We start from the raw sequence: 13,507 nt of genomic DNA on the forward strand, positions 1-13,507 counted from the left end.
ATCAGACGCGGCTGAGCGGCAGGATCACCGGCCGCCCGGCTTCCTCCCCGATCCAGGCGTCGACGCCATAGACGCGGGCCAGATTGGCGCGGGTCAGCACGTCCAATGGCGCGCCGTCCGCCACCGCTTCGCCCCGATCCATCAGGATCAGGCGGTCGCAGTAGCGCGCCGCCATGCCAAGGTCGTGCAACACGGTCGCGACCAGCGCACCTGAACGCGCCTCGGCGCTCAGCAACTCCATCACGTCGATCTGGTGCCCCGGATCGAGCGCGGCGAGCGGTTCGTCCGCGATCAGCGCGGGGGCGCCCACCGCCAGCGCACGAGCCAGCAGGACGCGCGCGCGTTCGCCGCCCGAAAGCTCGGTTGCAATGCGGCCCTTCAGGTGCAGCACGTCGGCCCGCGCCAGCGCCGCATCCACCAGCGCCTCATCGGCAGGCGTGAGCCGCGACAAGGGCCCCAGATGCGGCAACCGGCCCAGAGCGACCAGCCGCTCAACCGCCAGCGGCCAATGCAGCGTCTGCCCCTGCGGCAGATAGGCGATATGTTGCGCGATTGCGCGGCGCGACAGGACGGCGACGTTGCGGCCATTGAGGGAAACGCTGCCCGTGCTCACCGGCACCAGGCCCAGCATCGCGCGGATCAGGGATGATTTGCCCGCGCCATTGGGACCGATGATACCGACAAGCTGACCGGGCGGCATATCCAGCGTGACGCCGCGCACGGCCGTATGACGGCCCAATCGGACGCCCATTTCCTCTGCGCGGATCGTCACCATAGCCGCCGCTCCCGCATCAGGTGAACAAGGAAGACCGGCACGCCCAGCATGGCGGTCAGCACACCCAGTTTCAGTTCATTGGTCGTCGGGATGAGCCGCACGCCGATATCCGCGAAAGTCAGCAACACGGCCCCGCCCAGCATGGATGGCAGCAGGATGGCGGAAGGCGACCGATCCGTCAGCGGGCGGATCAGATGCGGCACGATCAGGCCGACGAAACCGATCGAACCCGACACGGCGACCGCGCCGCCGACACCGATCGCGACGCCCAGCATCAAACGCAGCCTCGCCCATTTAAGGTCGACGCCCAATGCCTGCGCGCCATCCTCGCCCAATGTCAGCGCGTCGAGCGTGCGTCCGTCCGCGATCAGCAGGACCGCGCCGATGGCGATGCAGGGGAGCGCCGTCAGCACATGGACGTAACTGCGATTTTCAAGGCTCCCCATCAGCCAGCTCATAATCTCCATCGCGGCGAAAGGATTGGGCGACAGGTTGAGCGACAGGCTGATCCCCGCTCCGGCCAGCGTCGCAATGGCGATCCCGGCAAGGATCAGCGTCAGCGGACTTTCGGACGGCCCGGCGAGGAGGAAAAGACCCCCAATGGCGATCATCCCCGCCAATATCGCCAGCAGCGGGAGGGCAAGGACATGCATCTGCGCCAGCCCGAAATAGAGCGCGCACACTGCCCCGAGCGCCGCCGCATTGGATGCGCCCAGCACGGATGGCTCAGCCAGCGGATTGCGGAGATAGCCTTGCAGCGCCGCGCCCGACAGGCCCAGCATCCCGCCGACCAGCAGGCCCAGGATCATGCGCGGCAGCCGCAGGTCGATCAGGATGGCGCGGGCAATGTCGTCTCCACCGCCCATCAGCACGGCGAGCAGGCGCTCCGGCGAAATCGGCACCGCGCCCAGCGTGACCGACCCGCAGGCCGCCAGCACAAGCAACAGCAGCAGGAAGGGAAGCAGCAGCGGGTGGCGGCGGCGCGCGGTCATCCCTTGCGCCCCCGTCCCGCGCTGCTAGGGGCAAATATATGCAGTGGATGAAATTCCTGGGAGCCATTGCGGCGTTTGGCCTGATCGGCGCGGCCGCTGCCCCCGGCGTGCCGCGCAGGATCGTGTCGCTGAATGTCTGCGCCGATCAATATGTGCTGGCGCTTGCCGATCCGGGGCAGATTGCCGCCCTCAGCAGCAATGCGCGTAACGCGGAGCTGTCGGCCGCCGCCGCGCAGGCGCGCCCCTTCCGCAGCCTGCGCCGTCCATCCGAGGAGGTGATGGCGATCGCGCCGGACCTGCTGCTGGGCTTTCCGCTGGGCGACACCGTCGCGGGCGCGCCGCCCGGACGATGGAATATAGTGGGCCTGGAAACCGCGGACAGCTATCCGATGGTGATGGAGCAGATCCGGCGGACCGCCAAAGCGGTGGGACACCCGGAACGCGGCGAGGCGCTGATCGCGCGCATGAACCGCGACCTCGCCGCGCTGCCGCGGCCCCAGCGCAGCGGCGTCGCGGCCTATTATCAGCGGCGCGGCTATATGACCGGCACCGGCACGCTGGTCGATGACCTGATGCGGCGCGCGGGCCTCACCAACCTTGCCAGCAAGCTGGGAAAGCCTGCTTTGGCGCAGATTCCCCTTGAGCAGATGATCGCCGCACGCCCCGACTGGCTGATCGTCGAAAGCGGCAGCGAACAGGTGGTCGATCAGGGGACGGAGATGCTGCACCATCCGATCCTGAAAGACATCCCCCGCATCCGCGTGCCGCAGGCGTGGACGGTCTGCGGCGGCCCCGCCTATGTGCTGGCCGCGCGCAGCATCGTGGCGCAGATCAACGCCGCGCCCCGCCGCCGGTAGGGGACGGACGCTCACGCCCGCCCCTTTTCCGCGCGATCAGAAGCGGACACGCACGCCGCCATAGGCCGACCGGCCGTAGACCCCATAGCCATAGGCCGTGGCGTATTCCTGATCCGACAGATTGTCGATCCGGCCATATATCTCCAGATGCTCGCCGATCGGGAAGGATGCGCGCAGGCCGACAATGGCATAGCCGTCCAGTTGCACCCTGTTCCGGCTCGCGTCCAGGTCGAAACTGTCGCCCACCATAGTGATCGTCGCGCCGGTGCTGAGGCCGAAGGGCCACGCATAATCCGCCGACACGCTGACCGCATTGGCGGCGCGGCGCAGCAGGCGCTTGCCTTCATCCACGCTGCCAGGCGACCGGTCTCGCGCGTCGATATAGCTATATGAACCGGTGAGAATGAGCGCATCGACCGGCTTCAATGTCAGCGTCGCCTCCACACCCTTGGCGCGGGTGCGGTCGAGATTGCCATAGAGGAAGCTGTTATTGTCATAGTTGATCTGGTTGCGCGTATCGCGGCGGAAAGCGGTGACCGACAGCATCGCCCGCCCATCGTCCAGGCTCTGGTCAAAGCCGATATCGTAGCTTTTGGACCTTTCCGGCTTCAGGTCCGCGTTGCCGCTGAACATATCGTAAAGCTGATAGAGGGAAGGCGCCTTGAACCCTTCGCCATAGCTCAGGCGGAAATTGGTCGCGCCATGGTTGGGCGTATAATTGGCGTTCGCGCCAAAGGTTGTCGCGCCGCCGAACTGGCTGTGATCGTCATGACGCACGCCGCCGGTGACAGACAGCCCCGCGACCGGCTTCACGATGGCCAGGGCATAGACGCTGTCGATATTCGCCTTCGCACTGGATGTGTCGCCGAAGCCGAAGAAATCATAATCGGGCCGCTCATGCTCATAGCCGAAGACCAGCTTCGCCTGATCGACCGGCGCATAGACGCCTTCATATTCGAAGCGCAGGTTGGTGCCGCTATAGCCATAGTCGGGGTCCGTGCCGCGCACGAAATAATAGTCGCGGTCGTTGCGGAACCAGGTGACCGCCGTCCGATTGGTCAGCTTGCCGTCGAGCAGAGCGAGATTGATGCCGGCATAGCCGACATATTGGTCCGATTTGCTGATGTCAGCGCTGTCGGCGGGTGCGCCGAAGAAGCTGTCATAATCGAGATCGGCATGAATATAATAGCCGCGCAGGTCGAGGCTGAGCGTATCGGTGAAGCTGAGCTTGAGCTTCGCATTGGCGGCAATGTTCTTGTAGCCGTCCTTTTCCGTGGCGCCAAAGGAGCGCGCTGCCGAGGAAATGCCATCGGTACGGAAATAGGCCATGCCCACGCCGCCCGAAGCGATGCCGCTGGTGCCAGACACATCGGCCTTGGCGTTCAGCGTATCGCTATAACCATAATCGACCGAGGCATTGGCGGCATAGCCTTCAGCGGGCGTGCCCGTCATCACATTGACCACGCCGCCAATCGCCTGACTGCCATAGACGACAGAGTTGGAACCGCGCAGCACTTCGATCCGGCGGATATTACCGACCAGCAGATGGCCGAAATCATAGCCGTCGCCAATTCCGCTGGGATCATTGACCTTCACGCCGTCGATCAGCACCAGCGTCTGCGTTGTTTCCGCGCCGCGCAGCGACACGCCCGTCGCCGCGCCGGTCGTGCCCGAACGATTGAAACGCACACCCGGCGTCGTCATCAGCAAATCCGTCACATCGACCGCCTGCCGCGTGCGGATGGTGTCGGCGTCGATCACGCTGATCGCCTGCCCCACCTCGTCCCGCGGCTGTTCAATGCCCGATGCGGTGACGACAATATCGTCATCCTGCGCCAACGCAGGCGTGGCCGCCAGCAATGCCATGAGCGGCAATCCCGATTTCAACATTTTTTCGTCTCTTCCCTGAGCGTCCTTGCGACTTTCAGGGCCGGGGACTCCGCGCGCGCGGTCGACACGCGCGACAGGCCGACGCCGGTTCCCGCCACGCGCACCGATGCGGCCCCGGCCGCTTGGCAGCGTCGCTCAGACGGAAAACCGTGCCATGGCCTATCCCTGGACCAGGGCAAGAGCGACCGGGCGCTGGCAGGTCTCCTGGCTCGCGGGTCATAGCAGCGATGCGCCAGCCTTCCCGGACATGCGTCCAGTGGCCGGTCCCCTTCCCGCCCCTTTGCAGGAATGTGGGACCAATACGCATCGCGCTCACCGCTTACAGTTGCAGGGACAGCCGCGGAATAAGAGGGCGAACCCTCCGCACCGCATTCCCTTTTCAGCCCCGTGGGGCACCAGCGCGATCATGTCCGCCGCGCTTGAAGCGCCCCGGACGCCGCCGCCCATAGGGCAAGCCGTCCCTTATGCCAAGCGAATCAAGTGAGAGGCCAAAGGAAATGGCGGATTTGGGTGGATTGCGGACTGTCCGCTATTCCCATCTCCGTTCGCCCTGAGCGAAGGGGGAAGGTCCGCAAATGGCCGCAACCTGCCGCCCCAATATGCGGCCGCCAGAACCCGGTCAGGGCGTTTCGGTCGGCACGACTTTGGGTGCGGGCACGTCTTCCTTGGCGCTCAGCACCGCGGCGGGCGGTCCCTTTTCAATCGCGGCAACAAGCGGCCCCACGCCCGCGCAATCGGCGCGGCACAGCTTTTGCGCCTGCGCCAGATTTTCCTTCGCCTTGGCGATGGCGCCCTTTTCCACCATGGCTTCGCCCTGACCCACCAGCGCACCGACATCCGCCGGGTCCAGCAGCAACGCTTCATTGTACAGGCGGATGGCCTTGCCCTGCAGCCCCTGCGCCCGCGCCACCTGCGCCAGTTCGATATAAGCGGCGCGATTGCGCGGATCGACGGCCAGCGCGCTTTCCAGCGCATCGTTCGCGCCTTCCAGATTGCCCGCCTTGCGCGCGGTTTCGCCCGCACGCTGCCATTCAATCGAGCGCGGATCGATCTGCGCGTCGGGCCGCTGGGTCATGCCCGCGCTGGATACGGTCGTCAGCACGACGGCAAGGGCAATCGAGGCAGGGGTAAAACGCATCAATGTCTCCAGCCATGTTTCAGGCGTTGCTTTCGGCCAAGTGTCGCCATTTTGCGGGCGCTTGTCCATTGTCTCTTTCATGGCCCGCGGCGCAGCCGGGCGAAGTAGAAACCGTCCGTCCCGTCATGCCCCGGCGTCAGCAGCCAGCCCGGACCGTGCGCCCGCCCCAATGGCAAGTCGATGGCGTCCGCGATCCAGCCATCATGCCGTTGCAGGAATGTCTCCACCTGACCCCGCCCCTCCCTGTCCGTCAGCGCACAGGTGGCATAGACCAGCGCGCCGCCCGGCGCCAGCAGCGGCGCGGCGAAATCGAGGATGCGGGCCTGTTCCTGCACCAGCCTGTCGAGCCGGGCGGGAGTCAGTCGCCAGCGCGCCTCCGGGTTGCGCCGCCATGTGCCCGTGCCGGAACAGGGCGCATCGACCAACACGGCATCGGCCCGGCCATGCAGGCTTTCCAGCGCGCGCGCTTCATGTCCCTGATCGAGCAGGAGCGTCTGGATGAATGTCGCGCCTGCGCGCTCGGCGCGGGGAGACAGGCGGGCAAGGCGGGAGCGGATGGTGTCGGCGGCGATCAGCGTGCCCTTGCCCTCCATGGCGACGGCCAGCGCCAGCGTCTTTCCGCCCGCACCGGCGCACAGGTCGATGACCGTCTGGCCGGGCCGCGCCTCGCAAGCAATGGCGATAAGTTGGCTGCCCGCATCCTGCACTTCGACGAGACCACGCTGCCACGGCTCGCTCTTTTCGACTGGCGCGCCTTCGGGCAGGCGCAGCGCATCGGACACGCCGGGAACTGGCATCGCGTCGGGCAGGAGCGGCAGGGCATCCTCCAACGCGCCTCTCAGCCGGTTGACGCGCAAATCGACCGGCGCGCGGCCCAGCAACGCGTCCTGCTCGACAGGCGCGGCTAGCAAGGGGGCGATCCAAGCGGGGATGATGCCCGGCTCGGCGCCTGTTTCACCTGGCTCGATTGGCGCGGGAGCATGGACCGATCCGTCGAACAGGGCGGCGATCTCCGGGCACTCATGGGCGATGCCGATCATAGCGGCGCGGCCGCTTTCCGGGCGTTCGGCGACACGACGGATCGCGTCATAGACATGATCGCGCACCGCCCGGCGGTCACGCGATCCGGCATAGCGCCGCTCCTTGAAATAGCGGGCGATCAGCGTGTCCGCTGCGGGCCCGCCATCGCGCGCGGAGGCGATGATGGCGTCGAGCAGTTCGATGGCGGCCTGAACGCGGGCGGAAGGCGTCATGCCGCGCCGTCCTCAGCGCGTCGGATAATTGGGCGCTTCCCGCGTGATCGTCACATCATGGACGTGGCTTTCCGACAGGCCTGCATTGGTGATCTGCACGAAGCGGGCGCGCTCCTGCAAATCCTTGATCGTGCGGCTGCCGGTATAGCCCATCGCCGCTTTCACACCGCCGACAAGCTGGTGGATCACGTCCTTGGCCGGGCCTTTGAAAGGCACCTGGCCTTCAATGCCTTCAGGCACCAGCTTCATCTGGTCCTTGATGTCCGCCTGGAAATAACGGTCCGCGCTACCCCGCGCCATCGCGCCGACGCTGCCCATGCCGCGGTAACTCTTATAGGCGCGGCCCTGATAGAGGAAGGTTTCGCCTGGCGCTTCGGCCGTTCCGGCCAGCAGCGATCCCACCATGACGCAGCCCGCGCCCGCCGCCAGCGCCTTCGCCACGTCGCCCGACGTGCGAAGGCCGCCGTCGGCGATCACCGGCACGCCGTGCTTGGCGGCGGCTTCGGCGGAGTCCATGATGGCGGTGAGCTGCGGCACGCCGACGCCCGCGACGACGCGGGTGGTGCAGATGGAACCGGGACCGATGCCGACCTTCACGCAGTCCGCGCCCGCGCCGATCAGTGCGCGGGTCGCTTCGGCGGTGGCGACATTGCCCGCAACGACCTGAACATGGTTGGACATTTTTTTGACCGCCTCGACCGCGACCGCGACCTGCTTGCTGTGGCCGTGCGCGGTATCGATGACGATCAGGTCGCATTCGGCGTCGATCAAGGCTTCGGTGCGTTCGAGGCCTTTATCACCCACCGTAGTCGCCGCGGCGACGCGCAGGCGGCCCGATGCGTCCTTGGTCGCCTGCGGATAGGTGACGGCCTTCTCGATATCCTTGACGGTGATGAGGCCCACGCAATGATAGGCGTCGTCCACCACCAGCAGCTTTTCGATGCGGCGCTGATGGAGCAGGCGCATCGCCTCATCCTGGCCAACGCCCAGCTTCACCGTGGCGAGATTGTCTCTCGTCATCAGCTCACTGACCGGCTGGGACGGGTTTTCCGCGAAACGGGTGTCGCGATGGGTCAGGATACCGACCAGCTTGCCCGATGCCTCGACCACGGGGATGCCACTGATCCTGTGGTGTTCCATCAGCATCTGCGCGTCGGCCAGCGTGGCATTGGGGGTGATGGTGATGGGGTTCACCACCATGCCGCTTTCAAACCGCTTGACCGCACGGACCGCCGCCGCCTGTTCCTCGATCGAGAGGTTGCGGTGCAGCACGCCGATCCCGCCAAGCTGCGCCATGACGATCGCCATGTCCGCTTCCGTTACCGTGTCCATGGCGGACGACAGGATCGGGATGTTGAGCCTTATTTCCCGGGTGACTTGCGTGCTGGTATCGGCCTGACTGGGCAACACGTCGGATTCGCCGGGCTGAAGAAGCACGTCGTCGAAGGTGAGGCCGAGGCGGATATCCATGTGAACTGCCACTTTCTGCTGCGGGACCGGCGGCTGGTCCCTCTGGGGAATCGTGGCGGCTCATGTAACCACTTCCCCCCGAAACGACCAGTCCCCCATGCATATTTTATTGCGCGCTGCGGTAATGAAGCGCGAAGAGCGCGGTGACGTGGGCCAGTCTGCGCGAAAGGCGGTCATGCCATGCCGGGCGCGGCGGTAGGATGGTCGTCCGGTCAAAGTTGACGACCAGTCCGTTTGGAATGTGCGCTCGCTGGAACTGAGATGCATTATGCTCTGTTTCGCAGCGTCATGTCTCTATCGATCTGCAGAACAGAAAAGCCGGAAACAGGCGAAACTGTTTCCGGCTCCCTGAAGAGAATGCAGCGGGCTGGCCCGGGTTCAGTCGCCCCAAAGTTCCTTGAGCTTGCTGAAGAAGCCGGTGGACTGGGGACATTCCTCGCCCGTTTCCGTTTCACGGAAGGCTTCGAGCAGTTCGCGCTGGCGGGCGCTGAGCTTGGTCGGGGTTTCGACATCGACCTGGATGACCAGATCGCCCTGCCCGCGTCCGTTCAGCACCGGCATCCCCACGCCGCGCTGGCGGATCTGCTTGCCGGACTGGATGCCGCTCGGGATCTTGATCTCATGCCGGCTGCCGTCGAGGCCGGGCACCTCGATCGTGCCGCCCAGCGATGCCGTGGTGAAGCTGACCGGGGCGCGGCAGAACAGGGTCGTGCCGTCGCGCTCGAAGATCGGATGCCGCTTCACATGCAGGAAGATGTAGAGGTCGCCCGGAGGTGCGCCGCGCGCCCCGCACTCGCCTTCGCCCGACAGGCGGATACGGGTGCCTTCGTCGACGCCGGCGGGAATGTTGACCGACAGGGTCTTGGGTCTGTCCACGCGCCCTTCGCCCCGGCACGAGCGGCAGGGGTTTTCGATGACCTGCCCCGCGCCATGACAGGCCGGGCAGGTGCGTTCGACCACGAAAAAGCCCTGCTGCGCCCGGACCTGCCCATGACCGCCGCACGTGCCACAGGTCTTGACGCCCGTGCCCGGCTGCGCGCCGGACCCGTCGCAGGCATCGCAGGAAGCGGAGACTTCGATCTCGATTTCGCTCTGCTTGCCGTGATAGGCTTCGTCGAGCGTGATCTCCATGTCGTAACGCAGGTCGGCGCCGCGCCGCTGGGCCTGACGTCCCCCGCCGCCGCCGAAACCGGCCTGGCCGAAGATCGTCTCGAAAATATCGCCCAGATCGGAAAAACCGCCCGCGCCGCGCCCGCCATTGAAACCGCCCCCGCCGCCATTCTGGGCATTGGTGTAGGCTGCGTGGCCATAGCGGTCATAGGCCGCGCGTTTCTGCGGATCCTTCAGGCACTCATAGGCTTCGGACACGGCCTTGAACCGGGCCTCGCCGTCGGTGCATCCCCCGGTCTTGTCCGGGTGATATTTCATCGCCAGCTTGCGATAGGCGCTCTTGATGGTCGTGGCGTCCGCCGTGCGTTCCACCTCGAGCAGCGAATAATAGTCGATTTCGGTAGTCATCTCGCCCCCGGCGCGCACGTTCCCCGGCTCCGCCCCGAACGGTCGCGCTGGTCAGATACCATGCCGTCCGCGCGGGGCGAAGTCGAGAAGCGTTTCATCGGGCCTTACGCCTTGTTGTTCTCGTCCACTTCCGAAAATTCGGCGTCGACGACATCGTCATCCGCTTTCGGCGCTTCGGCATCTGGAGAAGCAGCCGCGGCCTGTTCCTTCTCATAGATCGCCTGGCCGAGCTTCATGGCGACCGTGGCGAGTTCCTGCGCCTTGGTCTTCATGTCTTCGGCGTCCCCGCCCTCTATCGCGGACTTGGTCGCGGCGATCGCGGTTTCGATTTCGGACTTGAGGGCCGCGTCCACCTTGTCGCCATGCTCGGAAAGCTGCTGTTCGGTGGTATGGACCAGGCTTTCGGCGTTGTTCTTCGCCTCGGCCGACTCGCGGCGCTTCTTGTCCTCTTCGGCGAAGCGTTCGGCGTCCTTCACCATCTGATCGATGTCGGCGTCGGACAGGCCGCCCGAAGCCTGGATGCGGATCTGCTGCTCCTTGCCGGTGCCCTTGTCCTTGGCGCTGACGTTGACGAGGCCGTTGGCGTCGATGTCGAACGTCACCTCGATCTGCGGCACGCCGCGCGGCGCGGGCGGGATGCCGACCAGGTCGAACTGACCCAGCAGCTTGTTGTCCGCCGCCATTTCACGCTCGCCCTGGAACACGCGGATCGTCACCGCCTGCTGATTGTCGTCAGCGGTGGAATAGACCTGCGACTTCTTGGCCGGGATCGTGGTGTTGCGGTCGATCATGCGGGTGAACACGCCGCCCAGCGTTTCGATACCGAGGCTCAGCGGGGTCACGTCGAGCAGCAGCACGTCCTTGACGTCGCCCTGCAGCACGCCCGCCTGAATCGCCGCGCCCATGGCGACGACTTCGTCCGGATTCACGCCGGTGTGCGGTTCCTTGCCGAAAAATTCCTTCACGGCCTCGCGCACCTTGGGCATGCGGGTCATGCCGCCCACGAGAACGACTTCGCTGATCTCGGCGGCCGAAACGCCTGCATCGGCCAGCGCCTTCTTGCAGGGTTCCATGGTCCGCTTGATGAGGTCGGCCACCAGCCGTTCCAAATCGGCGCGGGTGATATTCTTCACCAGATGCTTGGGACCATTCTGGTCGGCGGTGATGAAGGGCAGGTTCACTTCGGTCGACTGGGCCGAGGACAGCTCAATCTTCGCCTTTTCGGCGGCTTCCTTCAGCCGCTGGAGCGCCAGCTTGTCCTTGGTGAGGTCGATGCCTTCTTCCTTCTTGAAGTCGGCGGCCAGATATTCCACCAGCTTGGCGTCGAAATCCTCGCCGCCCAGGAACGTGTCGCCATTGGTGGACTTCACTTCGAACACGCCATCGCCGATTTCCAGGATGGAAATGTCGAAGGTGCCGCCGCCAAGGTCATAAACCGCGATGGTCTTGCCGTCTTGCTTCTCAAGCCCGTAGGCAAGCGCGGCCGCTGTCGGCTCGTTGATGATCCGCAGCACTTCCAGGCCCGCAATCTGCCCCGCGTCCTTGGTCGCCTGACGCTGGGCGTCATTGAAATAGGCCGGAACGGTGATAACCGCCTGCGTGACCGTCTCGCCCAGATAGCTCTCGGCGGTTTCCTTCATCTTCTGGAGCGTGAAGGCGGAGATTTGCGAGGGGCTGTAATCCTTGCCACCCGCATTGACCCATGCGTCGCCATTCGGTCCCTTCACGATCGAATAAGGGACCAGTTCCATGTCCTTCTTCGTCGTAGGATCGTCGAAGCGGCGGCCGATCAGGCGCTTCACCGCGAAAATCGTGTTATCCGGATTGGTGACGGCCTGCCGCTTGGCGGGCTGGCCGATCAGGCGTTCGCCGTCCTTGGCGAAGGCAACGATGGAGGGCGTGGTGCGCGCGCCTTCCGCATTTTCAATGACCTTGGGCTTCCCGCCATCCATCACAGCCACGCAGCTGTTGGTGGTGCCCAGGTCAATACCGATTACTTTTCCCATTTCTTCCTCTTTAACCCCAATTTCTATCAGCGGTTGACGGCCCCATACCTCACGAAAGCGCCAAGGCAAGACCGTTTGCATGCCGGATATAGGCGCGCTTTTTCTTGGCACAAGAAGCTGCCGGGATTAGCTAGATAACCGACCGAAAACGAGACAGTCCCTGAAAGGCCATTCCATGCGCGCGATTCTCCCCTTCCTTGCCCTTGCCGCGCCGCTGGTCCTGAGCGCGTGCGGCGATCCCGCGCCCACCTATATCGATCAGGCCTGGGTGCGACTCAGCCCCAACAAGGACACGCCCTCTGCGGGTTATTTCGTGGCTCATGGCGGTGCGAGCGACGTGCAATTGCGCGGCGTGCTGACCGATTATGCGCTGAAGGTGGAAATGCACGAGAGCGTCAGCGAGAACGGCGTGATGACGATGAAGCCGATTTCCAGCGTGGACATTCCGGCCAAGGGCAAGGTGGCCTTTGCACCGGGCGGCAAGCATCTGATGCTGTGGGGCGTCAACGATACCGCGATCAGCCGGGGCACGATGCAGCTTACCTTCCTTCTTTCCAATGGCGACCGCCTGCTGGTGGATGCCGTGATCCAGAAGCCGGGCGCGGCGGCTCCAGCAGCGAAAACGGACGAGCATAAGGACCATTGAGCAGTCGCAACCTGACACAGGCGGAGATTGCGCTCGCCCGGTCGATATTTGGCGACGCCATCGCTTATCACCGGGTGCGGGTGCATAACCGCAAATGGTGGCCCTTCCAGCCCCGGCGCGTGACCATGGCGCCGGACGGCGACCTGTGGTTCCATCCCGAAGGCGGCCTGTTCTGTGCGGATTTCTGCGGCGGCCCGCTGCATCTGCAAGGGCTGTTCATCCATGAGATGACCCATGTGTGGCAAGCCCAGCGCGGCGGCAAATGGTATCTGCCGCTGATGCGCCACCCCTTTTGCCGTTATGGATATGAGATCGCGCCGGGAAAGGCCTTCCACCGCTATGGGCTGGAGCAGCAGGCCGAGATCGTCCGCCATGCTTTCCTGATGCGATGCGGCGCGGCGGTGGACGGCAAGCCGGGGCTGGCGGTGTATGAGGCGCTGCTGCCGTTTGGGAATGGCTGATAGCTTGTTGGGGTGAGTTGGCGGACTGTCCGCTTATTCGTTCTCGGTACGCCAACGAAAACAGGCGGCGCTCCGGGGAGCACCGCCTGCTATTTCGTTCACGGCTCTCACGAACCGCGCGAGGGAATCAATCCTCGGTGCGGATGTCGCGGCGCTCGGCGATGCGAGCGCGCTTGCCGGTGCGGCCGCGCAGATAATAGAGCTTCGCGCGACGCACGACGCCGCGGCGGACTACCGTGATCGAATCGAGATTGGGCGAATAGAGCGGGAACACGCGCTCCACCCCTTCGCCGAACGAAATCTTGCGAACGGTGAAGTTGGAACCCATGCCCTTGTTGGAGCGGGCGATGCACACGCCTTCGTAGTTCTGGACGCGGCTGCGGTCGCCTTCGACGACCTTCACGCCGACGCGCAGCGTGTCGCCCGGACGGAAATCGGGGATATCCTTGGCGAGGGCCGCGATGTTTTCGGCCTCGATCTGCTGGATCAAGTTCATGTAAC

Annotated in this window: 12 protein-coding genes and 1 riboswitch; of the genes, 3 read left to right on the forward strand and 9 right to left on the reverse strand. The window is 64.9% G+C overall.

Annotation, left to right across the window (positions count from 1 at the left end):
• Position 1 precedes the first annotated feature (1 nt).
• Positions 2-775, reverse strand: a complete 774-nt coding sequence (locus ATN00_RS19235; RefSeq protein ID WP_062067907.1) for an ABC transporter ATP-binding protein — start codon at positions 773-775, stop codon at positions 2-4.
• Positions 769-1,767, reverse strand: coding sequence for a FecCD family ABC transporter permease (locus ATN00_RS19240; protein ID WP_062067909.1), 999 nt, complete (start codon positions 1,765-1,767; stop codon positions 769-771). The genes ATN00_RS19235 and ATN00_RS19240 overlap by 7 nt, the downstream gene beginning before the upstream one ends.
• Before the next feature lie 38 nt (positions 1,768-1,805).
• Between ATN00_RS19240 and ATN00_RS19245 the strand changes: the two genes are divergently transcribed.
• Positions 1,806-2,624: an ABC transporter substrate-binding protein gene (locus ATN00_RS19245; RefSeq protein ID WP_062067911.1), complete on the forward strand. Its 819-nt coding sequence runs from the start codon at positions 1,806-1,808 to the stop codon at positions 2,622-2,624.
• Between the two features lie 36 nt (positions 2,625-2,660).
• Here the strand turns inward: ATN00_RS19245 and ATN00_RS19250 are convergent, their stop codons facing one another.
• From ATN00_RS19250 to dnaK, 6 genes are all read right to left on the reverse strand, one after another.
• Positions 2,661-4,514: a TonB-dependent receptor plug domain-containing protein gene (locus ATN00_RS19250; RefSeq protein ID WP_062067913.1), complete on the reverse strand. Its 1,854-nt coding sequence runs from the start codon at positions 4,512-4,514 to the stop codon at positions 2,661-2,663.
• A 177-nt stretch (positions 4,515-4,691) separates the two neighbouring features.
• A riboswitch (cobalamin riboswitch) is annotated at positions 4,692-4,924 on the reverse strand.
• 209 nt (positions 4,925-5,133) lie between these two features.
• Positions 5,134-5,652: a tetratricopeptide repeat protein gene (locus ATN00_RS19255; RefSeq protein ID WP_062069010.1), complete on the reverse strand. Its 519-nt coding sequence runs from the start codon at positions 5,650-5,652 to the stop codon at positions 5,134-5,136.
• 77 nt (positions 5,653-5,729) lie between these two features.
• A complete protein-coding gene (locus ATN00_RS19260; RefSeq protein ID WP_062067915.1) occupies positions 5,730-6,905 on the reverse strand; it encodes an RsmB/NOP family class I SAM-dependent RNA methyltransferase in 1,176 nt (391 codons plus the stop codon).
• A 12-nt stretch (positions 6,906-6,917) separates the two neighbouring features.
• Positions 6,918-8,375, reverse strand: coding sequence for an IMP dehydrogenase (gene guaB, locus ATN00_RS19265; RefSeq protein ID WP_062067917.1), 1,458 nt, complete (start codon positions 8,373-8,375; stop codon positions 6,918-6,920).
• Between the two features lie 378 nt (positions 8,376-8,753).
• Positions 8,754-9,893 carry a molecular chaperone DnaJ gene (gene dnaJ, locus ATN00_RS19270; RefSeq protein WP_062069012.1) on the reverse strand — a complete coding sequence of 380 codons (1,140 nt, stop codon included), beginning with the start codon at positions 9,891-9,893 and terminating at the stop codon, positions 8,754-8,756.
• A 104-nt stretch (positions 9,894-9,997) separates the two neighbouring features.
• The gene (gene dnaK, locus ATN00_RS19275; RefSeq protein WP_062067919.1) at positions 9,998-11,899 is read right to left on the reverse strand and encodes a molecular chaperone DnaK; all 1,902 of its coding nucleotides are present in this window, start codon (positions 11,897-11,899) and stop codon (positions 9,998-10,000) included.
• Positions 11,900-12,074: 175 nt separating this feature from the next.
• On the opposite strand from dnaK, the gene ATN00_RS19280 reads away from it, so the two are divergent.
• Together ATN00_RS19280 and ATN00_RS19285 are read left to right on the forward strand one after the other, a co-directional pair.
• Positions 12,075-12,545 (forward strand): copper chaperone PCu(A)C, encoded by a 471-nt coding sequence (locus ATN00_RS19280; protein WP_062067921.1) that lies wholly within the window; start codon positions 12,075-12,077, stop codon positions 12,543-12,545.
• Positions 12,542-13,006 (forward strand): hypothetical protein, encoded by a 465-nt coding sequence (locus ATN00_RS19285; RefSeq protein WP_062067923.1) that lies wholly within the window; start codon positions 12,542-12,544, stop codon positions 13,004-13,006. The genes ATN00_RS19280 and ATN00_RS19285 overlap by 4 nt, the downstream gene beginning before the upstream one ends.
• 127 nt (positions 13,007-13,133) lie before the next feature.
• Here ATN00_RS19285 and rplS read toward each other — a convergent pair whose 3' ends face one another.
• Positions 13,134-13,502, reverse strand: coding sequence for a 50S ribosomal protein L19 (gene rplS / locus ATN00_RS19290; RefSeq protein WP_062067925.1), 369 nt, complete (start codon positions 13,500-13,502; stop codon positions 13,134-13,136).
• Positions 13,503-13,507: the final 5 nt, after the last annotated feature.

The organism is Sphingobium baderi, from assembly GCF_001456115.1.
GTDB lineage: Bacteria > Pseudomonadota > Alphaproteobacteria > Sphingomonadales > Sphingomonadaceae > Sphingobium > Sphingobium baderi_A.